This is a genomic window from Rhodoferax potami (assembly GCF_032193765.1).
Taxonomy (GTDB): Bacteria; Pseudomonadota; Gammaproteobacteria; order Burkholderiales; family Burkholderiaceae_C; genus Allorhodoferax; species Allorhodoferax potami.
In genome coordinates this window covers 1,112,768-1,134,717 of the sequence record NZ_JAVBIJ010000001.1, presented here as the reverse complement: position 1 = coordinate 1,134,717, position 21,950 = coordinate 1,112,768, and the positions used below count along the sequence as shown (strand labels likewise).

The 21,950-nt window shown below is 55.9% G+C and carries 21 protein-coding genes, 1 tRNA gene and 1 riboswitch; of the genes, 4 read left to right on the top strand and 18 right to left on the bottom strand.

Features of this window, described 5'->3' with window-relative positions; translation table 11 throughout:
* Window positions 1-10: 10 nt before the first annotated feature.
* A riboswitch (cyclic di-GMP riboswitch) is annotated at window positions 11-102 on the bottom strand.
* A gap of 146 nt (window positions 103-248) precedes the next feature.
* The 4 genes from RAE21_RS05430 (at window position 249) to RAE21_RS05415 (ending at window position 3,479) form a co-directional block, all read left to right on the top strand.
* Window positions 249-794 carry an NUDIX hydrolase gene (locus RAE21_RS05430; protein WP_313873170.1) on the top strand — a complete coding sequence of 182 codons (546 nt, stop codon included), beginning with the start codon at window positions 249-251 and terminating at the stop codon, window positions 792-794.
* Window positions 794-2,224, top strand: coding sequence for an exonuclease domain-containing protein (locus RAE21_RS05425; protein WP_313880475.1), 1,431 nt, complete (start codon window positions 794-796; stop codon window positions 2,222-2,224). The genes RAE21_RS05430 and RAE21_RS05425 overlap by 1 nt, the downstream gene beginning before the upstream one ends.
* A 4-nt stretch (window positions 2,225-2,228) precedes the next feature.
* Window positions 2,229-2,792 carry a hypothetical protein gene (locus RAE21_RS05420; protein WP_313880474.1) on the top strand — a complete coding sequence of 188 codons (564 nt, stop codon included), beginning with the start codon at window positions 2,229-2,231 and terminating at the stop codon, window positions 2,790-2,792.
* 117 nt (window positions 2,793-2,909) lie between these two features.
* On the top strand, window positions 2,910-3,479 hold the full coding sequence (locus RAE21_RS05415; RefSeq protein WP_313880473.1) for a thymidine kinase: 570 nt from the start codon (window positions 2,910-2,912) through the stop codon (window positions 3,477-3,479).
* A 102-nt stretch (window positions 3,480-3,581) separates the two neighbouring features.
* Here the strand turns inward: RAE21_RS05415 and RAE21_RS05410 are convergent.
* The 18 genes from RAE21_RS05410 to RAE21_RS05330 all read right to left on the bottom strand — a co-directional run bounded on the left by RAE21_RS05410 (window position 3,582) and on the right by RAE21_RS05330 (window position 21,890).
* Window positions 3,582-3,658: transfer RNA gene (locus RAE21_RS05410), tRNA-Pro, on the bottom strand.
* Between the two features lie 36 nt (window positions 3,659-3,694).
* A complete protein-coding gene (locus RAE21_RS05405) occupies window positions 3,695-4,147 on the bottom strand; it encodes a MerR family transcriptional regulator (RefSeq protein WP_313880472.1) in 453 nt (150 codons plus the stop codon).
* A gap of 109 nt (window positions 4,148-4,256) precedes the next feature.
* Window positions 4,257-4,586, bottom strand: coding sequence for an integration host factor subunit alpha (locus tag RAE21_RS05400; protein ID WP_313873186.1), 330 nt, complete (start codon window positions 4,584-4,586; stop codon window positions 4,257-4,259).
* A 26-nt stretch (window positions 4,587-4,612) separates the two neighbouring features.
* Window positions 4,613-7,048, bottom strand: a complete 2,436-nt coding sequence (gene pheT, locus RAE21_RS05395) for a phenylalanine--tRNA ligase subunit beta (RefSeq protein WP_313880471.1) — start codon at window positions 7,046-7,048, stop codon at window positions 4,613-4,615.
* 33 nt (window positions 7,049-7,081) lie between these two features.
* Window positions 7,082-8,152 (bottom strand): phenylalanine--tRNA ligase subunit alpha, encoded by a 1,071-nt coding sequence (gene pheS / locus RAE21_RS05390; RefSeq protein WP_313880470.1) that lies wholly within the window; start codon window positions 8,150-8,152, stop codon window positions 7,082-7,084.
* 113 nt (window positions 8,153-8,265) lie between these two features.
* On the bottom strand, window positions 8,266-8,625 hold the full coding sequence (gene rplT / locus RAE21_RS05385; RefSeq protein WP_313873189.1) for a 50S ribosomal protein L20: 360 nt from the start codon (window positions 8,623-8,625) through the stop codon (window positions 8,266-8,268).
* 25 nt (window positions 8,626-8,650) lie between these two features.
* Entirely contained in the window at window positions 8,651-8,854 is a 204-nt protein-coding gene (gene rpmI / locus RAE21_RS05380) for a 50S ribosomal protein L35 (RefSeq protein WP_094481090.1), read from the bottom strand.
* 161 nt (window positions 8,855-9,015) lie between these two features.
* Entirely contained in the window at window positions 9,016-9,603 is a 588-nt protein-coding gene (gene infC / locus RAE21_RS05375) for a translation initiation factor IF-3 (protein ID WP_313876151.1), read from the bottom strand.
* Window positions 9,604-9,692: 89 nt separating this feature from the next.
* Entirely contained in the window at window positions 9,693-11,603 is a 1,911-nt protein-coding gene (thrS, locus tag RAE21_RS05370; RefSeq protein ID WP_313880469.1) for a threonine--tRNA ligase, read from the bottom strand.
* A gap of 255 nt (window positions 11,604-11,858) precedes the next feature.
* On the bottom strand, window positions 11,859-13,190 hold the full coding sequence (gene aceA / locus RAE21_RS05365; RefSeq protein WP_313873191.1) for an isocitrate lyase: 1,332 nt from the start codon (window positions 13,188-13,190) through the stop codon (window positions 11,859-11,861).
* A 268-nt stretch (window positions 13,191-13,458) separates the two neighbouring features.
* Window positions 13,459-14,787, bottom strand: a complete 1,329-nt coding sequence (glnT, locus tag RAE21_RS05360) for a type III glutamate--ammonia ligase (RefSeq protein WP_313880468.1) — start codon at window positions 14,785-14,787, stop codon at window positions 13,459-13,461.
* Between the two features lie 67 nt (window positions 14,788-14,854).
* Window positions 14,855-15,721 (bottom strand): ABC transporter permease, encoded by an 867-nt coding sequence (locus RAE21_RS05355; RefSeq protein ID WP_313880467.1) that lies wholly within the window; start codon window positions 15,719-15,721, stop codon window positions 14,855-14,857.
* An 8-nt stretch (window positions 15,722-15,729) separates the two neighbouring features.
* Window positions 15,730-16,353 (bottom strand): ABC transporter permease, encoded by a 624-nt coding sequence (locus RAE21_RS05350; protein WP_428983978.1) that lies wholly within the window; start codon window positions 16,351-16,353, stop codon window positions 15,730-15,732.
* Window positions 16,338-16,640, bottom strand: coding sequence for a hypothetical protein (locus tag RAE21_RS19335; RefSeq protein WP_428983977.1), 303 nt, complete (start codon window positions 16,638-16,640; stop codon window positions 16,338-16,340). The genes RAE21_RS05350 and RAE21_RS19335 overlap by 16 nt, the downstream gene beginning before the upstream one ends.
* Before the next feature lie 14 nt (window positions 16,641-16,654).
* Window positions 16,655-17,755 carry an ABC transporter ATP-binding protein gene (locus RAE21_RS05345; RefSeq protein WP_313880466.1) on the bottom strand — a complete coding sequence of 367 codons (1,101 nt, stop codon included), beginning with the start codon at window positions 17,753-17,755 and terminating at the stop codon, window positions 16,655-16,657.
* Between the two features lie 89 nt (window positions 17,756-17,844).
* Window positions 17,845-19,005: an extracellular solute-binding protein gene (locus RAE21_RS05340; RefSeq protein ID WP_313880463.1), complete on the bottom strand. Its 1,161-nt coding sequence runs from the start codon at window positions 19,003-19,005 to the stop codon at window positions 17,845-17,847.
* Window positions 19,006-19,097: 92 nt separating this feature from the next.
* Entirely contained in the window at window positions 19,098-20,492 is a 1,395-nt protein-coding gene (locus RAE21_RS05335; RefSeq protein WP_313880462.1) for an aspartate aminotransferase family protein, read from the bottom strand.
* A 30-nt stretch (window positions 20,493-20,522) separates the two neighbouring features.
* Window positions 20,523-21,890, bottom strand: a complete 1,368-nt coding sequence (locus RAE21_RS05330) for a glutamine synthetase family protein (RefSeq protein WP_313873198.1) — start codon at window positions 21,888-21,890, stop codon at window positions 20,523-20,525.
* Window positions 21,891-21,950: the final 60 nt, after the last annotated feature.

The following is a 21,950-nucleotide window of genomic DNA, read 5'->3' as shown; positions in this document are numbered from 1 at the left end:
AGCCCCATGAACCGGCAACCCCGCTGGCATGGCACTCTGAAAAAGTGCGACAGCCCGGTGGCTTTGCGTCCCGACCTTTCGACCGGTTTGCCCAAAAAACTCAACAGATATGCTGAGTCGGCCACAATCATATCTCAAATTGTTATTTGTGTGTTATTCGATTCAATCAGTGCAATGCAAGCTTGCGACACTTGCATTACAGTGAAGCACTGTTTATCCCGACTCAACGTCACTTCCACCAGGGTTTCATGCAGCGCGCTCCCCTCAAACATTGCAAAGAATGCGGTACCGCAGTGGTCTACCGCGTGCCGGATGACGGCGACACCAAGCCTCGTGCGGTGTGCCCTGCCTGCCACACCATCCACTACGAAAACCCCCTCAACGTGGTGGGCACCGTCCCGTATTGGGGCGATCAAGTGTTGCTGTGCAAACGCAACATCGAGCCACGCTTTGGCAAATGGACATTGCCAGCCGGTTTTATGGAGCTCAACGAGACTACCGCGGAAGGTGCTGCCCGCGAAACCGTAGAAGAAGCAGGCGCCCAATTTGAACTCGAAGGCCTTTTCAGCCTGCTCAACGTGGCGCGCGTGGGGCAAGTGCACTTGTTTTACCGGGCCCGGCTAACCAGCGATCAATTTGAGCCGGGAACCGAAACCATAGAAGCCAAGCTCTTCCGCGAGGACGAAATCCCTTGGGATGAAATCGCGTTCCGCACTGTCAAAGAGACGCTGGACTGCTATTTCGCGGACCGTAAGGCGGGCCATTACGGCATTCACACCCTCGACATCACGTGATGCCGGCCATGCTCCCCAGCTATGTGGTCCTCGACCTTGAGACCACCGGCGGGAATGCCGTCAACGACCGCATCACCGAAATAGCCGCGGTGCGGATCGACAACGGGGTTGAAACTGCGCGCTGGTCAAGTCTGGTGAATCCGGGCGTCCGTATCCCGCCTTTTATCCAGAGCCTCACCGGCATTACCGATGCGATGGTGGAGGATGCCCCCACCTTCGAGCAGCTGGCCAAGCCGCTGCTGGCCTTGTTGGAGGGCGCCGTCTTCGTGGCCCACAACGTGCGCTTTGACCATGGGTTCGTTCTGAACGAATTAGCACGGCTAGACATCGCGCTGAAGGTCAAAACCCTGTGCACCGTGCGCTTGTCGCGGCGCTTGTATCCGCAGCATAAGGGACACGGGCTCGACGCTATCTTGCAGCGCCACGGCTTGCACACCCAGGCACGACACCGGGCCATGGGCGATGTGGACGTGGTGCTGGCCTGGCTGGATGTGGCAAACCGCGAGTTAGGCGCGGAGGCCTTGGCGCGCGAGGCGCAAGGGCTTATGCAAGGGAGTGCCGCCGTACCGCCCATGCTGGAAACACCGGTGTCTGACATTCCCGACACACCGGGTGTGTATCTCTTTTACGGCGAAAGCAGCATCCCGCTGTATGTGGGCAAGAGTGTGACCATGCGCAGCCGGGTGATGTCGCACTTTCAGGCGTCTACCAAGGTTGCACGCGAGATGCGCATCCTGCAAGAAATCCGGCGCGTCGAATGGCGCGAGACGGCTGGCGAACTCGGGGCCCTGTTGCTGGAGTCGCGCCTCGTGAAAGAACTGCAACCCATCCACAACCGGCTGCTGCGGCGCGAGAAACAACTCACCGCTTGGAAACTTCACGACGACCCCGCCACCCGACCCCTTGTGCAACTGGTGCGGCTCGATCAGGTAGACCCGTCTGACATGGGCCAGCTCTACGGGGCTTACCGCTCCAAACGACAAGCGATGGAGGCGCTGCGCAGCCTTGCCGACATGCACCAGTTCTGCCCGCTGGTGCTCGGACTGGAGTCCGGCAAAGGCGCTTGTTTTGCCAGCCAGATTGGGCGTTGCAAAGGGGTGTGCGCCGGGCGGGAGCCAGCGCCACTGCACCGGGTGCGCCTGCAAATAGCGCTGGCCGAGCATCGCTTGCAATCGTGGCCCCATGCCGGACGTATGGGTATCCGCGAGCACAACCCCATCACCGGCCGCACAGATATCCATGTGTTTGACCAATGGTGCCATGTGGCCACTGTGCATGACGAGGCGGAGCTGCAAGAGGCTATTGCCCAGCGGCAGGTGCTGGCCTTTGACCTCGACACCTATCGCCTGTTGGTGAAGCGGCTCACAGGCACAGGACTGCGTTCGCGCGAGGTTTTGCACTTGGGAGGACACCCTGTCTCAGCCGCCTAGCCCTGTGCGCGCACAGATCGCCCATGCGCTCCTAGAACTCGTCGTGCAAGTGCCCGAGAGCTCCGAGAAGGTAGGTGTCGACGTCGCACTGCGCGTGCATGCCATCTCGCGCAAGGCGGCGCGACAGGCCAGCATGGTGGCGGCTGGCCTGTCGCTACCACCGGGCTGGATGGGATGGCTTACCGTGCTGCCGGAGATGATCAGTGTCTGGAAGATCCAGGCGCAAATGGTTTCTGACATTGCAGCCCTGCACGGCCAGCAGAGCCGACTCGGCAAAGAACAGATGCTGTATTGCTTGTTCAAACATGTATCGGCCCAGCTGTTCCGCGACTTTGCCGTGCGTGCGGGTGAGCGTGTAGTCGTCCGTTCTAGCACGATGAAAGCACTGGAAGCGCTGGCCCTGCAGATCAGCGGCAAGCTCTTGGGCACTGCGCTGCGCAAAGGCGCCTCGCGCTGGGTTCCATTGGTGGGTGCCGTCGGCGTGGGGGCGTATGCGTACTACGACACCCTGCAGGTGGCAAAAAATGCGCACTATCTCTTCCAAACTCAGGGGCCAACTGGCGGGTAGATTTATATCAAATCTGCCCTGAGCCCACCAAGTAACTGCGCAGACTGCTATTTATTTGATAGCAAATCAAATCCAGTCACAATAGCCCCCTTTTAGCCCGCCCCGACTTTCGCTCTCATGGCCAAACTTTTCTTCCGCTACTCGGCCATGAACGCCGGCAAATCCACCTCCTTGTTGCAGATTGCGTACAACTACGAAGAGCAAGGCCAGCAGGTAGCCTTGTTCACCGCACAGATTGACGACCGTTGCGGCGTTGGAAGTATTGCATCACGCCTCGGTATTCAGCGGGCTGCGGAAACCTTTGATGAACATACCGATTTTGAAACGCTGCTGACGCAGCGCCGCGGTTTGGCCTGTGTGTTGATTGACGAGTCTCAGTTTCTCCAACCGGAGCAGGTGCGCCAACTCCACCGGGTTGCCCACATGGCCAATATCCCGACGATTTGTTTTGGCCTGCGTTCAGACTTCCAGGGCAAGCCATTCCCCGGCTCTGCCCATTTGCTCACGTTGGCCGATGACATTGAAGAGATCAAAACCATCTGTGCATGCGGCCGCAAAGCCACCATGAATGTGCGTGTGGACGATAACGGCCAAAGAGTCCGTGAGGGCGAACAGGTCGTGATCGGCGGAAACGACCGCTACCACCAAGCGTGCGCGCGTTGCTTTTATGAAGGTGCCGCCACCTGATAGGCCGTTAGGCCTGGGGCTTTGCGATACTAGGCTCCTGCAAAACCAGACAGGCAAGAAAAAAGCCGTTAAGCATTAGTGCTTAACGGCTTTATCTTATTTTGGTCGGTGTGAAAGGATTCGAACCTTCGACCCCTTGCACCCCATGCAAGTGCGCTACCAGGCTGCGCCACACACCGATCGAGCCTCAAATTATAGCGTGAGTTTCAGGTGCTTCAGGCTTCGATCATCAGAAGTTCACGAATATCGAGCAATTCCTTTTTTACCTGCTGCCATTCCATGGAGACCTCGGCAACCACCGGAATATCTTCAGCAGACTCTTCCAAGTCGTCCAACTCCATGTCGCCGAGTTCAAGAACCTCGACACCATCGAGCATGACTTCGCCGTGACGTTTTTTGTCGCGTTCGGTTTGCAGGATTTCCTGCATCTTGTTTCTCGCACCGCTGATCGTGAAACCTTGGTCGTACAGCAAATCGCGAATACGGCGAATCATCAAGACCTCGTGGTGTTGATAGTACCTGCGATTGCCGCGCCGCTTCATTGGGCGCAACTGCGTGAACTCCTGCTCCCAATAACGTAGCACGTGAGGTTTGACACCGCACAGGTCACCTACTTCACCGATCGTGAAATAGCGCTTTGCAGGGATGGGTGGGAGCGTTTTCTCCATTGAAATCAATGCTGTACGAGACAAAGCGTAGAGGTTACTCTAAGTTTTACCTGTCTGCAAAGTTTCGATGGAGATGTGGCGAGAAATAAACCTGACGCCACGTCAAGGCTCAAGAACCGGACTTGCCTTCGTCCTGAATTTGCTCTTTGAGCTTATGGCTGGCGTGAAAAGTGACCACGCGTCGAGCCTGAATTGGAATCGCCTCACCGGTCCGTGGATTGCGACCAGGCCGGGGCGCTTTGGTTCGGATCTGAAAGTTGCCAAAACCGGAAATCTTGACGTCAGTGCCTTCGACAAGACTGCTGGCAATCAGATCAAAAAAGGCGTCAATCATGTCTTTCGACTCACGCTTGTTCAGTCCGATCTGCTCAAAGAGCAGATCGGAAAGTTGAGCCTTGGTCAGCGCCGGGGTTTCCAGACTTTCTACAGAAAATTCCATCACTGTACCGTTCTGTTTTGCAAAGATCAGGCGCGCTGGCGGGCACCCACCGAGGCAACCAATTGCTCAACCACCGCTTTCATGGCGGATTCGATTTGGTCTTCGGTGAGGGTGGACTCGTCGCTGTTCAATGTCACGCGCAATGCCAAGCTGCGATCGGTGCTGCCGGCAATGACTTCGGCATCCTTGGCCAGCTTGGGGCGGTAAACGTCGAACAACTGAACATCACGCAACAAGCCTTGAGTTGGTGCGCTTTTGACAGCAGCGATCAGGTCGGCATGGGTGACCTGATCTGCCACCACCACAGCGATATCCCGTTGAACCGCTTGGAACTTGGCAACGCTTTGGAAAGCAGGCACTTGGCGCGCCAACACCGCATCCAGCTCCAACTCAAACACCACCGGGGCTGCGGCCAACTCATACGATTGACGCCACTTGGGGTGCAACTCCCCCACAAAGCCGATCGAACGCCCTTGGATCTTGACCTCTGCGGTACGACCGGGATGCAATGCGGGATGGGTTGCAGGCACGAACGCGGCTTTGAGTGGCGCGAGCAAGGCTTCCACATCGCCCTTCACGTCGAAGAAATCAACGGATTGCTCTTTGCGTCCCCATTGCAAGGTGTCTGCCCCACCGCTGGCCAAGCCGGAAACCCGCATGGGCTGATCGAAACCTTCTACGGTCGTATCCGTGCTCTTCACTGTGGCGTCGCGCAGAAATACGCGTCCGATTTCAAACACCCGCACACGCGGCGCTTTGCGGGCGAGGTTGAACCTCAGCACTTGCAACAAGGAGCCAATCAAGCTACTGCGCATCACACTCATTTGGCTGGCGATCGGGTTCAGCAACTTGATCGGATTGAGGTTACCCGCCAGCTCGTGTTCCCAGCGCTCTTCCACAAAACTGAAGTTGATGGTTTCCTGGTAGCCCAAAGCGGCCAGCGAGCGGCGCACTGCGAACGCGCTACGCTCGGCCTCCTGTCGGATCTTGGCAGTAATGGGCGCTTGGGGTGGTGTGTGCGGCAGGTTGTTGTAACCCACCATGCGGGCGACCTCTTCAATCAGGTCTTCTTCAATTTGCAAATCGAAGCGGAAAGATGGGGGTGTCACCGTGATCAACCCGGGCTCTTCTTGCACCGGCAAACCGAGGCGGCGCAGCGCATCCGCACATTGCGCTTGGGTCAGCGGCATGCCGATCACTTTGACCGCGCGTGCAACGCGCAAGGTCACCGGAGTTGCAGCAGGCAAGGCTGCCACTACATCGTCCACCGCACCGCATTGAGTCTCGGGCGTGCCGCAAATCTCGATGATGAGCTGGGTGATGCGCTCAATGTGCTCCACCGTCTGCTGGGGATCTACACCGCGCTCAAACCGGTGGCCAGCATCGGTCGAAAAATTGAAACGGCGTGAACGACCCGCGATGGACTTGGGCCACCAGAAAGCTGCTTCGAGGTAGATGTGACGGGTGTCGTCAGACACTGCGGTAGCGTCCCCGCCCATGATGCCGGCCAGCGATTCGACTTGCTGGTCATCCGCAATGACGCCCACCTTTTCATCGAGGGTTACCGTATTGCCATTGAGGAGTTTGAGCTGCTCGCCGGGCTTGGCCCAGCGGACGTCGAGACCACCGTGGATTTTGTCGAGGTCAAAAATGTGGCTGGGGCGGCCGAGCTCGAACATGACGTAGTTCGAAATATCGACCAATGGACTGACACTGCGTTGGCCACAGCGAGCCAAACGATCCACCATCCATTGCGGTGTACTTGCCTTGGTATTGACGTTGCGGATCACCCGGCCGGAGAACCGCCCACAGAGGTCGGGTGCGCTGATCTTGACCGCCACTTTATCTTGGATTGCGACAGATGCTTGCGGGAACTCGGGCGTCAGCAAGGGGGCACCGGTCAATGCGGACACCTCACGCGCCACCCCGTACACGCTCAGGCAGTGTGCAAGGTTGGGCGTCAGTTTGAGGGTGAACAAGGTATCATCCAAGTCCAGATATTCGCGAATGTTTGTGCCCAACGGTGCATCCAATGGCAGCTCCATCAAGCCACCATGGTCTTCAGAAAGCTTGAGCTCGCGTGCAGAGCACAACATTCCTTGGCTTTCCACACCGCGCAGCTTGCCGACCTTGATCAGGAAAGGCTTGCCATCTTCGCCTGGGGGCAGCTCTGCACCCACCATGGCACATGGAATACGGATACCAACGCGTGCATTGGGTGCACCACAAACAATATTCAGCAGCTCGGTCTGGCCTACATCGACCTTGCAAACGCGCAAGCGGTCGGCATTAGGGTGTTGCTCGGCTTCCTTGATTTCACCGACGACTATATGGGTAAAAGGTGGTGCAACTGGCTTGAGTTCTTCTACCTCGAGCCCTGCCATGGTCAGGGTTTCGGCGAGTTGGGCAGTAGAAATGGCGGGGTTGCAGAAAGTGCGCAACCAGGATTCTGAGAATTGCATGTTCGGGACCGGCGTGTGTGTTGTTCTTGTGGATTACTGGAATTGCGACAGGAAACGGACGTCACCGTCAAAGAACAGGCGCAGGTCGTTCACGCCATAGCGCAACATCGTCAAGCGATCAGGCCCCATACCGAAGGCAAATCCGATGAATTTTTCAGGGTCGAGACCCATGTTGCGGATCACATTGGGGTGCACTTGGCCAGAGCCTGCGACTTCCAGCCAGCGACCAGCGAGCGGGCCGGTTTGGAACTGGATGTCAATTTCTGCGCTGGGCTCGGTGAACGGGAAGAAGCTGGGGCGGAAGCGCAACACAAGATCGTCCGATTCAAAGAAGGTACGGCAAAAGTCGGTAAAGACGAACTTCAAGTCTTTGAAACTCACATTCTCACCCACCCACAGGCCTTCACACTGGTGGAACATGGGTGAATGTGTCGCATCGCTGTCCACACGGTAGGTGCGGCCTGGAGCAATAACACGGATCTCTGGCATATTGCCGGAGTAGAGGCCTTCCGCTGAAGCGCCAGCGGCCGCGCGGTGGGCTTTGACGTGCTGCACCGCGTAGCGGATTTGCATCGGGCTGGTATGGGTGCGGAGCAGGTTCGGCGCTGCCTCGGAGCCACCTTCTACATAGAAGGTGTCGTGCATCGAGCGAGCCGGATGGTCTTCGGGCGTATTGAGGGCTGTGAAGTTGAACCAGTCGGATTCAATTTCGGGGCCTTGGGCCACATCAAATCCCATCGAACCAAAGATGGCTTCAATCCGCTCTAGTGTCAGGGACACCGGGTGCAAACCGCCCTGCCCGCGCTGACGACCTGGCAATGTGACGTCCAGCGCTTCCGCTTGGAGCTGGGTCTGCAACTCGGCGTCGGCCAGTGCTTGGCGACGTTCTGTGAGCGCGCTCTCGATGGCTTGCTTGGCCAAGTTGATAGCGGCACCGCGGGATTTCTTCTCCTCCACGCTGAGGGCAGCCATGCCCTTCATCAGCTCGGTGATCTTGCCGGATTTTCCCAAAAACAGGGCTTTGGCATTTTCCAGATCAGCCGGCGTGAGAGCTTGCAGGAATGCAGCTTTAGCGGTGTCAACGATGTCGTTCAACTCGGTCATAAATAGGTACTTGACGATTCAGATCAATGAAAAAGGGCTAGTGCTTTTTCAAGCGCTAGCCCTTGTTTCTGGTGCGCGGAGTGCTACTGAATCAATAGCACTCTGCTGCGGACTCAAGCAGCCAGTTTGGCTTTCACTTGTTCCACGATGCCAGCAAAAGCAGCCATGTCATGGATTGCGATATCGGACAAAACCTTACGGTCGATCTCGATACTGGCTTTCTTCAGACCATTGGCAAACTGGCTGTATGTCATGCCACATTGACGGGCTGCAGCGTTGATACGCGCAATCCACAACTGACGGAACACACGTTTCTTGGTACGGCGGTCGCGGTAGGCATATTGCCCAGCCTTCATTACCGCTTGTTTAGCGATACGGTAGACATTACCGCGGCGACCGCGGAAACCCTTAGCAAGGGCCAGAACTTTTTTATGGCGGGCGCGAGCCGTTACACCACGTTTGACGCGAGGCATGTGATTACTCCTTGTACGTCGTTAATTAAATACCACGACCGGGCAGCATCTGTGCCATGTGACCCATATTGGTCTCATGAACTCCAGTGGAGCCGCGCAAGTGGCGTTTATTTTTAGTGGTCTTCTTGGTCAAGATGTGACGCTTGAAGGCTTGACCGCGTTTCACGGTACCACCTGGACGGACGCGGAAGCGTTTCTTCGCCGCGCTCTTGGTCTTCATTTTGGGCATATTCATGCTCCTTTTCATTTGTGCTCGTGAGGCGTCTGAGAAACTTTCCCAGCCTTGTTGGCCCCGAGCCACTTGTGCGAGGCTATTTCAGACCTCGCTTTGCAAGGCCGCTTACGCAACCCTGCTCATCACAAACAGGTGACCAGACCTGTCTGCAAAATTTAACCTGCTGCTTCGGCAGCAGGCTTTGGTGAACCACCCGGCTTTTTACGGCCTGGTGCGATCATCATGATCATCTGGCGACCTTCGAGCTTCGGAAACTGCTCAACGAGGATGGTGTCACCCAACTCATCACGCATCCGCTGCAACATCGCCAAACCGATTTCCTGGTGGGTGATTTCACGACCACGGAAACGCAAAGTGATCTTGCACTTATCGCCATCCGCCAAGAAACGCCTGATGTTGCGCATCTTGATGTTGTAGTCGCCGTCATCGGTACCCGGGCGGAACTTGATTTCTTTGATCTCAATGACCGTCTGCTTGGCTTTCGCTTCCGCTGCCTTCTTTTGCTCTTGGTACTTGAACTTGCCATAGTCCATCAACCGGCACACAGGCGGGTTGGCAGTAGCGGCAATTTCAACCAAGTCAACGTCGAGGTCGCCCGCCATGCGGAGCGCCTCCATCAGGCTGACGACACCCAAAGGCTCGTTCTCAGGCCCGGAGAGGCGAACCTCGGGGGCCATGATTTCACGGTTCAAACGGTGTTTACGTTCTTCGCGCTGGCGGCGGTCACGAAATTCAGTAGCGATGGCTCAATCCTTCACAATATCTGCTACACAAACTGTAGCGGTTGCCGCACAGCGCGCGCCAACAAACCAGTCAATCCTTGGAAATATCTTCAGGAAGTTTTGTTGGCAATGTCTGAGGTGATACGTTCAATGAACGACTCCAGAGGCATTGCACCGAGGTCTTGACCACCCCGGGCACGCACTGCGACAGCGCCTGCTGCCATCTCTTTGTCACCAATAACAATCAGGTACGGCAGCTTCTGCATCGAATGCTCTCGTATTTTATAGGTTATTTTCTCGTTGCGCAGATCTAAATGGACCCTAAGCCCTTGATCCTGCAGCGTTTTCGCGACGTTCCGGGCATATTCAGCCTGTGCATCCGTGATATTGAGCACGGCAATTTGCACTGGCGCCAACCAAGCAGGCAACGCTCCCGCGCTTTCCTCGATCAAGATTCCGATGAACCGCTCTAGGCTTCCGACGATCGCGCGGTGCAGCATCACAGGGCGATGGCGGCTGCCGTCCTCCCCGACAAATTCGGCATCCAAGCGCTCTGGGAGGTTAGGATCCACTTGGATGGTGCCGCATTGCCACGGCCGACCCAACGCGTCTTTCAATGTGTACTCAATTTTGGGGCCGTAAAAAGCGCCCTCGCCCGGCAAATACTCAAAGTCGCAGCCGGAGGCGCGCAAGCCCTCTGCCAAAGCGTTTTCCGCACGATCCCAGCTCTCTTCGGTCCCGATACGCTTCTCGGGGCGAGTCGACAATTTGTAAATGATGTTGGTGAAACCGAAGTCTTTGTAAACCTTTTGCAGCAGCGTAGTGAAGGTTTTCACCTCCTCCTGAATCTGAGCTTCCGTACAAAAAATATGTCCATCGTCTTGGGTGAATGCGCGGACACGCATGATCCCGTGCAAGCCACCCGAAGGCTCGTTACGGTGGCACTGGCCGAATTCACCAAAGCGCAGTGGCAAATCTCGGTAGCTCTTGATGCCCTGCTTGTAGATCAGGATGTGGCCCGGGCAGTTCATGGGCTTCAGGGCGTAGTCGCGCTTTTCACTCTCTGTCGTGAACATGTTCTCGCGGTACTTGTCCCAATGGCCTGTTTTCTCCCACAAGCTTTTGTCAATGATCTGCGGCCCCTTGACCTCCTGGTAGCCATTGTCCTGGTACACCTTGCGCATGTACTGCTCAACACCCTGCCATAGCGTCCAGCCCTTGGGATGCCAAAACACGGTGCCGGGCGAGTGCTCGTCAATATGGAACAAGTCGAGCTCGCGGCCGAGCTTGCGGTGATCTCGCTTCTCGGCCTCTTCCAGCATGGTCAAGTACTGCTGCAGCTCATCTTTGGTGGCCCACGCAGTACCGTAAATCCGCTGCAACATTTCATTTTTGTGATCACCGCGCCAGTAGGCGCCTGCCACCTTCATCAGTTTGAAGTGCTTGAGCTTGCCGGTGCTGGGCACGTGGGGACCACGGCACAGATCCTCGAACTTACCTTCTCGGTAAAGAGAGACATCTTCGTTTGCGGGAATACTGGCAATGATCTCCGCTTTGTACTGCTCACCCAAGCTCTTGAAGTACTCCACCGCCTCGTCACGCGGCAATACGCGGCGAACTACCGGTTCATCTTTGCTCGCCAGCTCAGTCATCTTCTTTTCGATGGCCACCAAATCTTCGGGGGTGAAGGGTCGCTTGTACGAGAAGTCGTAAAAGAATCCATGCTCAATCACAGGGCCGATCGTCACTTGCGCATCAGGAAACAACTCCTTGACGGCATAAGCCAACAAGTGGGCAGTGGAATGTCGAATGACCTCCAGCCCATCTGCATCTTTGGCGGTGATGATAGACAACGCACTGTCCGCTGACATCTGAAAACTGGTGTCGACCACCTTGCCGTCCACTTTGCCCGCCAGCGCGGCCTTTGCCAATCCGGCACCAATAGAGGCCGCGACCTCAGCGACAGTTACCGGGCCGGGGAATTCACGTTTGGAACCGTCAGGAAGTGTGATGTTGATCATGGTGGTGTCTAAAAAGAGGATTCAGAAAAACAAAAAGCGCGGAACGGTCCGCGCTTTACTATGAATTTGGTAGCAGATTGCGCACAAGGCGCGCGGACTACGGCCTTATTGCACAGTGAATGTTGCCGGGGTAGTTCGCGGTGTCATAACCAAACTGCCTTTCTCGCTCTTATACAAAGTTGAGCCTCTATTTTACCCAATAAAAAAGGCCGGGCGCCTTGTGAGCTGCCCGGCCTTCGCTCCACAGCGGGTCGCTTAGTGGAACTGCTCTTCTTCAGTGGAACCAGTCAGCGCCTTCACTGAGGAGGACCCCCCCTGGATCACGGTGGTGACGTCGTCAAAGTAGCCGACACCCACTTCTTGCTGGTGGGACACGAAGGTGTAACCCTTTTCACGTGCGGCGAATTCAGGCTCTTGCACCATTTCGGTGTAGTGCTTCATGCCTTCGCCCTGGGCGTAAGCGTGGGCAAACTGGAAGGTGTTGAACCAGTTGATGTGAATGCCGGCCAAGGTGATGAACTGATACTTGTAACCCAGTGCGGACAGGTCTTCCTGGAAGGAAGCGATCTGGCTGTCGCTGAGGTTCTTCTTCCAGTTGAAAGAAGGCGAGCAGTTGTAAGACAGCAACTTGCCGGGGCATGCCGCGTGAACCGCTTGGGCAAATTCACGGGCAAAGCCGATGTCAGGCACGCCGGTTTCGCACCACACGAGATCCGCATACGGTGCGTATGCAACACCACGGCTGATGGACTGCTCCAAGCCGTTTTTGACACGGTAGAAGCCTTCTTGCGTACGCTCACCGGTGATGAACGGCTTATCGTTTTCATCGTAGTCGCTGGTGATCAGGTTGGCTGCTTCAGCGTCCGTACGAGCCAGAATGATCGTGGGCACACCCATGGTGTCCGCTGCAAAACGCGCTGCGATTAGCTTCTCGATCGCTTCGCGGGTAGGTACCAGAACCTTGCCGCCCATGTGACCGCACTTTTTCACAGCCGCCAATTGATCTTCGAAGTGCACACCGGCTGCACCCGATGCAATCATGTTCTTCATCAGCTCAAAAGCGTTCAACACGCCGCCAAAGCCTGCTTCAGCATCCGCCACTATTGGCAAGAAGAAATCAATGAACTCTTTGTCGCCGGGGTTGATACCGCGACCCCATTGGATTTCGTCAGCGCGCTTGAACGTGTTGTTGATGCGACGCACCATGGTCGGCACCGAGTCGTAGGCGTACAAGGACTGGTCGGGGTACATCGTCTCGGATGTGTTGCCGTCAGCAGCCACTTGCCAACCAGACAGGTACACGGCTTCCAAGCCGGCCTTGGCTTGCTGCATGGCCTGGCCTGCAGAGATGGCGCCAAACGCGTTCACGTAGCCCTTCTTGGCGCCACCGTTGACTTTTTCCCACAATTTTTCGGCACCGCGCTGAGCCAAGGTGTATTCAGGCTGCACGCTGCCACGCAAGCGAACCACGTCTGCAGCGGAGTAACCGCGCTTGACGCCCTTCCAGCGGGGATTGGTCGCCCAGTCTTTTTCCAGGGCTGCGATTTGCTGTTCGCGGCTCAATTGTTCTTTGATGGATTGCGGCATGTGAACACTCCTAGGTTGATTGAATGGTTCGGCAGCCTTAACGCTGTCGATGAGTGAATTCTAAGTCTTATATAAGACAGAAGTCCAATCTTATGTCTTATATAAGACATAAATTTTCTCATTAAAAATCAATGACTTAACTGAGATGTACTGCAATATGAAATGACTTCATACGATCTGAAAATCAAACACGTCGAATCAAGCAGAAGATTTCCACAATGCGACATTGAAATGTAAGTCGCAAAAAATCGAAGAACACTACACGCCGTTAATACGCATCAGCGTAGCGATTTAATTCCCAATCACTGACAGCTTGATGAAACTCGCTCCACTCCTGCCGCTTGACGACCAGAAACTGCTCGACGAACTCATGACCCAATGCCTCAGCCAAAACGGTGTCATTCGCCAAGCAGTCAAGTGCATCAATCAAGGTACGCGGAAGAGCTGGCGGTAAAGCGGCACCGCTGGCCGCCACCGCATAAAGATCTACATCGCAAAGCTCCGGAGGCACTAAAGCCTTGTCGATACCGTCTAGACCTGCCAATAAAGTGGCAGCTATCGCTACATACACATTGCAAGACGGGTCAGGCAGCCGCCATTCCAGGCGCCCCGCCACTGTGCGCACCAGACAGGTCCGGTTGTTGTTGCCATAGGATTTCCATACAGGCGACCAAGTCGTCCCGGATGCACTGGCACTACTCGCCAACCGCTTGTAACTGTTAACGGTCGGTGCGCAAATCGCCGAAAGCGCATCTGCATGCGCCAGCAAACCAGCTGCAAACTGGTGCCCCAAAGGGCTCAGCCCCAAAGCGTCCTGCTCACTACTAAACACCGCCTCCCCCTGGGCATTGGTAATGCTCACATGAAAATGCAATCCACTGCCGGGTGCGTGGGCCAGTGGCTTGGGCATGCCGCTAAACACCATTCCGTGCCGCTCGGCCACCGCATGGGCCGCGATCTTGAACAGCATGAATCGATCTGCGGCGGCAAGTGCGTCGTCGAATCGGTAGTTCACCTCGTACTGCCCTGTCGCATCTTCATGGTCGATTTGCTGGAGATCAAAACCCAAACTCACCAAAGTCTGGCGCATGTCATCCAAATAGGCCGCGTTGCGGTGTATCGACTTCAGGTCGTAAGACGGTTTGGACAACTGGTCGCCGTCATCGGCAATCACCCAACGGCCATTTCGCTTATTCAGCAAAAAGAACTCAGGCTCTATGCCAACCCACATGGTCCAACCGCGCGAGCGCAGCCGCTCAACGGCTTTCAGGAGCAACTGCCGCGAGCACGTTTCCAGCGGAACGCCGCCGGCATAGCCATCACAGACGGCGTGCGCCACTCCGGGCATGAAAGGCAAAGGGCGTATGGTTTCCGGAATGATGCGCCCGTAGTACTCGCTACGCGGACCAAAACGAGGCAAACCCGTACCCCAGATGCTAGGCCCGGCGAAGCCAGCGCCGACCTCCACCCACTCCTTCAAGTTCGCCACAGGTACCAACTTGCCTTTGGCGACCCCGTGGATATCTGTGAACTGAGCTAGTAGCGAATGAATGCCTTGCGCTTGCAAGGCCCCAATCAGCGCCGGGTAATCATGCATAAAAATCCCTATGGCGCTCACCAACAAAGCGGATCGCGCTACAAAAACAATAGCAAATCAACAGCCTTTAAGCGGTGGGCGACTGCAGTGCACCTGTCACAGCCCTTGAGGCTGCAGCAATCTCACGCTCACGTTTACGCGTCTGGCGTGCCACCCAGATGCTGTAGCCCACAATCACAGTGGTCACTGTAACGATCAGCAAAGTGGCGGCTGCATAGATCGTAGGGTTGATACCGCGGCGGGCATAGCCAAAGATGACCTGAGGCAAGGTATTCACCCCCGGACCCGACAGAAACTCTGAGATCACCACATCGTCAAACGACAAAGTAAAGCTCAGCAAAAAGGCCGCCAAAATGCCTTGTGCGATGTTGGGGAGCGTGACCAGAAAGAACACCTCATGGGGTCGTGCACCCAAGTCCATGGCGGCCTCTTCCAGCGAACGATTCACCTCCAGCAAGCGGGACTGAATCACCACCATGCCATAGGCCATTCCCAACAGGGTGTGGCCCAAAATAATGGTGAACATGCCGCGTTCGGGCCACCCGAACACATTCTGGGCGCCGACCATCAACAACAAAAGCGACAAACCGATCACCACCTCTGGCATCACCAAAGGTGCGTTGACCATGCCGGAGAAGGCGGTACGGCCGAGAAAGCGGCGGTATCGCACCAGAACAAATGCGGCAAAAGTGCCCAATACAGCGGACAGCACGCCTGTGACCAGTGCCACTTGTATGGACAACCAAAACCCTTCCACAATTTTGGTATCCCGCGTCAGGGCTTCGTACCAGCGAAGGGAAAATCCCGTGAAGTTGGCATCCTGACGGGTACTGTTAAACGAGAACACCACCATAAACAACAGCGGCATGTAGAGGAACAGATACACCAAAGCCAACCAAGCTTTGCCGAAATGTTTTTCTATCCAGGCTTTCATGGCGATCCTTAATGCTTGGGCTCAGCGGCTTCGCCGGTGTAGCGGTAGTACAGAGCCAACGGCACCACAATCAGGCCAATCATCACAACGGCCAAGGCGCTGGCACGGGGCCAGTTGTTGCTGGTGAACATCTCATCCCAGACCACCCGGCCAATCATGATGTTCTCTGGCCCACCCAAGAGCGAGGGAATCACAAATTCACCGACCGAAGGGATGAACACCAACATGAAACCGGCCACGATACCCGCTTTGGACAATGGCACCGTCACCAACCAAAAGGCTTTGAACGGCGAGGTTCCCAAGTCGTAGGCCGCCTCCAGAAGGCGGAAGTCCATCTTCACCAAGTTGGCGTAAAGCGGCAAGATCATGAAGGGCAGGTAGACATAGGTCATACCGACCAACATCGACACATTGGTATAGAGCATCTGAATCGGCTCCGACGTCAGCCCCACCGCCATCAGCAGTTGGTTGATGACCCCCTGATCCGCCAAGATCCCTTTCCATGCGTAGACCCGCAGCAAAAAGGATGTCCAAAACGGCAACATCACCATCATCAACAGCGCGGGCCGCACACTCGGCTTGGAACGGGCGATGAAATACGCAAACGGGTAGCCAATCAACAGACACAGCACCGCCGTGCACAGCGCATACCAAATGGAGCGCAGATAGGCCTCAATGTAGAGCGTCTGGAAAAGCGCCCCCCCTCTCCGGTGCGGAAGATGGACCAGTAATTCTCGTACTTCAACTTCAACAGGCCCGTTCCCGAATCCCAGATCGGCTTGAACGGGTTGATGTCATTGCCCATGTCTACAAAGCTGATGTAGACCAGAATCAGAAAAGGCAACAAAAAGAAAATCAGCAACCAACTGAATGGCACACCGATCACAAATCGGCGTCCGGGGGAAGGAAGAGAGTTCATGGACATAAGCGACCTCAATCCCGCAACACGATGCCGGAACGATCGCCCCACCAGAAAAACACATCGTCCTCCCAGGTGATGTCACTCAGGTCTTGGCGCGAGGTGTTGGCCTCGGTGATCTTGACCCGGGTTCCGTCCGTTGCGACCACGATGAAGGTGTTGTACGAGCCGAAATAAGCGATCTCTTTCACCTTCCCGGTGAACACGTTTACATTGACAGGCGGGCGCGTCTTGCTGATTTCTATTTTTTCAGGCCGCACAGCGATGCCGACCGGCATGTTGAGCGTGCCGCTCACACCATGGCCGACTTGTATCTCGCCGATACCGGTGACTGCGGCACAGCGGTCAACTTCGTCTACGCTGAGGCGACCTTCAAACACATTCACATTGCCAATAAAACCCGCTACAAACCGGTTGGCCGGATGTTCATAGACTTCTTCAGGCGTCCCCACTTGCAGGACACGGCCTTTGCTCATTACCGCAATCCGGCTTGCCATGGTCATGGCCTCCTCCTGGTCATGGGTCACCATGACACACGTAACGCCCACCTTTTCGATGATGTTGACCAACTCGAATTGGGTTTGCTCGCGCAGCTTTTTGTCGAGCGCGCCCAAGGGTTCATCCAACAACAACAGTTTGGGTCGCTTGGCCAAACTGCGCGCCAACGCCACCCGCTGCTGCTGCCCGCCTGACAGTTGGTGGGGCTTGCGCTTGGCATAGGCGCCCAGCTGAACCAAATCCAGCATCTCGCCTACACGCTGCTTGATTTCATCTTTGGGCAAGCCTTCCCGCTTCAAACCGAAAGCGACGTTCTCCCAGATATCCAAGTGGGGAAACAACGCGTAGCTCTGAAACATCATGTTGATCGGCCGGTCATAGGGTGCCAACTTGGCGACATCTTGCCCACCGAGCAGGATGCGCCCCGAGGTAGGCGACTCAAAACCAGCCAACATGCGCAGCAAGGTCGATTTGCCACAGCCCGAGCTCCCCAAGAGGGCAAAGATTTCACCTTGGGCGATGGATAGCGAGACTTCGTCGACAGCAACAGCTTCGTCAAAGCGCTTTACCAGTTTCTCGGTGACAAGATATCCCACTTTGTCGGGTTGCACTGCCATGTGATTGACCTTTGATGATGTCTCTAGATACAAAAAGGGCTGTTCATACCGGGGGTACAAACAGCCCTGAGGTACGTCGAATACGGGGCTTACTTACCTTTTTTGAACGCGTTGTAGGCGTTCGCCATTGATTCACGAGCTTCGTTGGTGAAGCTGCTTGGTGGGATCATTTTGGAGAAGTAATCTGCCTCGACAAAAATGCTCTTGTTGGCAGTCATCTCTGGTTTGATTTTCTCAACCGAAGCCTTGTTGCCGGTGTTGTAGTTCATCTCATTGGTCATGGATGCACCGCTCTCAGCGCGAAGATAGAAGTCAATGAATGCGTGGGCATTGTTAGGGTGCTTGGCGTCCTTGGTCAGTCCCATCGCATCAATGAAAATCAGAGCGCCTGTGCTGGGCAACATCGCTTCGATCACGTCTTTGGAGCCGTTCTCCTTGGCGCGAACTGCTGCAATGTTGATGTCGCCAGCCCAGCCGATGGATGCACAAGCCTTGCCGCCTGCGAGATCGTCAATCATGGTAGAGCTGAACAAACGCACGTCTTTGCGGACTTTCGCCAACATGGCGCCTGCTTCTTTGTAGTCATCGGCGCTATTGGAATACGCGTCTTTACCGATGTAATGCAAGGCCACAGGCAGAATTTCAGTGGGTGAATCAAGGTAAGCAATACCGCAAGACTTCAGCTTGGCAGTGTATTTAGGGTTGAATACCAGATCCCACGCGTTTTCGGGCATGGGCATGCCTCCCAAGGCTTTCTCGACTTTGGTCTTGTTGATACCCACGGTGGTAAAGCTCCAAGCCCACGGCACGAGGTGCTTGTTATCCGGATCTGCCTTGGTCATGGTGGCCATCAGGGCCGGATCCAGATTGGCCAAGTTTTTGATCTTTGATTTGTCCAGGGGCTGCAGCAAGCCGCCTTCAATTTGTGGCTTGGCGAAAACGGTGCCGGGCACCACCAAGTCGTATCCTGTGTTGCCTGCCACCAGTTTTGCATGCAGCGCTTCGTTGGTCTCAAAGGTGTCGTAGTTAACCTTGATACCGGTTTCTTTCTCAAAGGCGGCGATCATTCCTTCGGGAATGTAGTCCGGCCAGTTGTAAATATTCAGTACCTTTTCTTCGGTGTTCACCGGCTCAGCCGGGGCACTCGCCACAGGCGCAGGTGTTGCGGCAGCCGCGGGTGCTTCCTCTTTTTTGCCGCATGCGGCCAAAACCAGCGCAGAGAGCGCAAACGTGCAAAGGTACTTATTCATGGTGAGCTGATTCCCGTAGAAATGAAGGTGTTGAACTACGAACGACTAGCCTGACTCAAGCAATATTCAGACCAAAAAAGATTATAGAAGTGCTATGCCAGCCCTTTGGCCCTCAGTTCCGCGTGGGTAAGGTCCAATGCCAAATAAATCAAGCGCATCATTTCATCAATGTCAGCGCGGGACATGGTCAGCGGCGGGGCAATGATCATCCGGTCACCGACTGCGCGCGTCACCAATCCACTGCGGAAGCAATGGGCCCGGCACACCATACCCACCGCATCTTGCTCAGCAAACCGGGTACCCGCGCGCTTGTCTTTGATCAGCACCATGCCAGCTACGAATCCACAGGTTTCGGCAGCGGTGACCAAGGGATGCTCGTTAAGCTCTGCAAAGCGCTGCGCAAAGTACGCCCCTATATCGCTATGCACCCTTTGAGGGAGCTGCTCACGCTCCATCAAGGCGACGTTGGCTAGCCCTACAGCGCACGCCACGGGGTGGCCGCTATAAGTGTAGCCATGGTTGAACTCACCACCTTGTTCAATCAGGACCTTGGCGACACGGTTGCCCACCATCACGCCGCCCAGGGGGATATATCCGCTAGTGATGGCTTTGGCAAAAGTGACCAAGTCGGGCTTGTAGCCAAATTTCTCGTACCCGAACCAGTGCCCTAAACGACCGAACGCACAAATTACTTCGTCACTGATCAGCAAGATGCCGTATTTATCCACAATCCGCTGGATCTCAGGCCAATAGCTGTCCGGCGGAATAATCACGCCGCCCGCGCCCTGCACAGGCTCTGCAATAAATGCCGCGACCTTGTCGGGGCCCACGGACAGAATTTTTTCCTCGAGCCACCCCGCTGCCCGCACCCCGAACTCCTCGGCCGACTCGCCGGGCAAGCCGTTCTCGAAGAAATAAGGCTGTCCGATGTGGGTGATGTTGGGAATCGGCAAGTCGCCCTGCGCGTGCATTCCACTCATGCCCCCCAAAGAGGCGCCCGCCATCGTGCTGCCGTGGTAAGCATTGAGGCGGCTGATGATGACCTTGCGCTGGGGCTGCCCCAACAAATCCCAATAGCGACGCACCATGCGCACATTCGAATCATTGCTTTCACTGCCGCTTGACGAGTAAAAGACATGCTGAAAACTACGGTCGCCCACATCCGGCGCCAAAGACGCCAATTTGGCGGCCAGTTGCACGGCAGGCACATTGGTCGTCTGGAAAAAGCTGTTGTAGTAGGGCAGCGTCATCATTTGTTGATGGGCTGCATCTGCCAGCTCGCGGCGCCCGTATCCGGCATTCACGCACCACAAACCACTCATGCCGTCCAAGATGCGGTGACCTTCGGAGTCCCAAACATAAATGCCATCCGCATGGCTGATGACCCGGGCACCGCGGCCCTGCAGGTCTTTAAAGTCGGTAAACGGATGCAAAAAGTGCGCGCTGTCGAGCGCCTGAATGTGTGCGGTATCGATGGATGCGTTCATGACAAATCAAATCAAGGGTGGGCGAAGGCGTTACACGTGGAGCAACAAGTGCTCGCGCTCCCAAGGCGAAATCACCTTCATGAACTCGTCAAACTCCAGCTCCTTGATTTCTGAGTAGACAGTGACAAACTCTTTGCCCAAGACCTCATGCAAATCGGTTTCTTTGCGCAACCAATCCAGCGCCTCCCCGAGGCTCCGAGGCAAGGCATACGGAGACAAATAGGCATCCCCCCGCATTTCCGGCTTGGGTTTGATTTTGTTCTTCAGGCCGAGGTAGCCACACGCCAAGGTCATGGCCATCGCCACGTAGGGGTTGGCATCGGCGCCGATCACCCGGTTTTCTACCCGGCGGGCTGCCGGCGAGGAGATGGGCGAACGGATACCAACCGTGCGGTTGTCATAGCCCCACTCGATATTGATAGGTGCCGCCGTGTTGCGAGACAGGCGCCGATAGCTGTTCACATACGGTGCCACCAACACCATGGCGGCCGGAATGTAGCGCTGTAATCCGCCGATGTAGTGCATAAAGGCTTCGGACGGCGTGCCATCTTCATTGCTGAACACATTCTTGCCCGACTCCACATCCACCAAGCTCTGGTGCACGTGCATGGCACTGCCGGGTTCGCCTGCAATTGGCTTGGCCATAAAGGTGGCGTACATGTCATGGCGCAGTGCAGCCTCGCGCACCGTGCGCTTGAAGAAAAACACCTCATCCGCCAAGCCCAGCGGCTTATTGTGGAAGAAGTTGATCTCCATCTGCCCTGCCCCGACCTCGTGGATCAGCGTGTCCACGTTGAGCTCCATCTTGTCGGAGTAGTCGTAGATTTCTTCAAACAAGGGGTCAAACTCGTTCACCGCATCGATGCTGTAGGCCTGGCGGGAGGTCTCTGCCCGACCGCTGCGGCCCACCGGTGCACGCAACAGGGTGTTGGGATCGGTGTTACGAGCGGTAAGGTAAAACTCCAACTCGGGAGCCACGATCGGCTGAAGCCCCTCCGCGGCGTAAAGATCCAGGACCCGGCGCAACACGCTGCGAGGCGCAAAAGGCACCAGCTTGCCTTCATGGTCAAAGCAGTCGTGAATGACCTGAGCCGTAGGATCTGTAGCCCACGGGACGATACGCACCGAAGACGGATCGGGCCTCAGCTGCATGTCTTTGTCGGTGGGGTCAATGACGTCGTAATACGGGCCACTTTCAGGAAACTCCCCTGTCACCCCCATGGCCACAATCGCTTGCGGAAGCCGCATGCCACGGTCTTCGGTGAACTTGGCGCGTGGCAGGATTTTTCCGCGAGCGACTCCGGTCAAGTCGGGCACCAAACACTCCACCTCCGTGACCCGGCGCTCGTTGAGCCATTGCTCCAGATCGTTGAAATTCATGTTTTTGTTTTCCGTCATGTTGTATCTCCTTGGGGTGCTGCACCGCCATCATGCCTGCAGTGCGGCGCTGTAGATCAA

Bases quoted from the DNA above. Each gene is read 5' to 3' on its own strand.
- RAE21_RS05425 (WP_313880475.1), top strand. From the start codon at position 794: ATGCCGGCCATGCTCCCCAGCTATGTGGTCCTCGACCTTGAGACCACC.
- pheS (WP_313880470.1), bottom strand. From the start codon at position 8,152: ATGACCGAGTTGAACGACATCGTTGACACCGCTAAAGCTGCATTCCTG.
- RAE21_RS05415 (WP_313880473.1), top strand. From the start codon at position 2,910: ATGGCCAAACTTTTCTTCCGCTACTCGGCCATGAACGCCGGCAAATCC.
- rplT (WP_313873189.1), bottom strand. From the start codon at position 8,625: ATGCCTCGCGTCAAACGTGGTGTAACGGCTCGCGCCCGCCATAAAAAA.
- RAE21_RS05340 (WP_313880463.1), bottom strand. From the start codon at position 19,005: ATGAATAAGTACCTTTGCACGTTTGCGCTCTCTGCGCTGGTTTTGGCC.
- RAE21_RS05405 (WP_313880472.1), bottom strand. From the start codon at position 4,147: ATGGAGAAAACGCTCCCACCCATCCCTGCAAAGCGCTATTTCACGATC.
- RAE21_RS05400 (WP_313873186.1), bottom strand. From the start codon at position 4,586: ATGGAATTTTCTGTAGAAAGTCTGGAAACCCCGGCGCTGACCAAGGCT.
- RAE21_RS19335 (WP_428983977.1), bottom strand. From the start codon at position 16,640: ATGAACTCTCTTCCTTCCCCCGGACGCCGATTTGTGATCGGTGTGCCA.
- aceA (WP_313873191.1), bottom strand. From the start codon at position 13,190: ATGCCGCAATCCATCAAAGAACAATTGAGCCGCGAACAGCAAATCGCA.
- RAE21_RS05430 (WP_313873170.1), top strand. From the start codon at position 249: ATGCAGCGCGCTCCCCTCAAACATTGCAAAGAATGCGGTACCGCAGTG.
- glnT (WP_313880468.1), bottom strand. From the start codon at position 14,787: ATGCATGATTACCCGGCGCTGATTGGGGCCTTGCAAGCGCAAGGCATT.
- RAE21_RS05355 (WP_313880467.1), bottom strand. From the start codon at position 15,721: ATGAAAGCCTGGATAGAAAAACATTTCGGCAAAGCTTGGTTGGCTTTG.
- RAE21_RS05335 (WP_313880462.1), bottom strand. From the start codon at position 20,492: ATGAACGCATCCATCGATACCGCACACATTCAGGCGCTCGACAGCGCG.
- rpmI (WP_094481090.1), bottom strand. From the start codon at position 8,854: ATGCCCAAAATGAAGACCAAGAGCGCGGCGAAGAAACGCTTCCGCGTC.
- thrS (WP_313880469.1), bottom strand. From the start codon at position 11,603: ATGATCAACATCACACTTCCTGACGGTTCCAAACGTGAATTCCCCGGC.
- RAE21_RS05345 (WP_313880466.1), bottom strand. From the start codon at position 17,755: ATGGCAGTGCAACCCGACAAAGTGGGATATCTTGTCACCGAGAAACTG.
- pheT (WP_313880471.1), bottom strand. From the start codon at position 7,048: ATGCAATTCTCAGAATCCTGGTTGCGCACTTTCTGCAACCCCGCCATT.
- RAE21_RS05330 (WP_313873198.1), bottom strand. From the start codon at position 21,890: ATGACGGAAAACAAAAACATGAATTTCAACGATCTGGAGCAATGGCTC.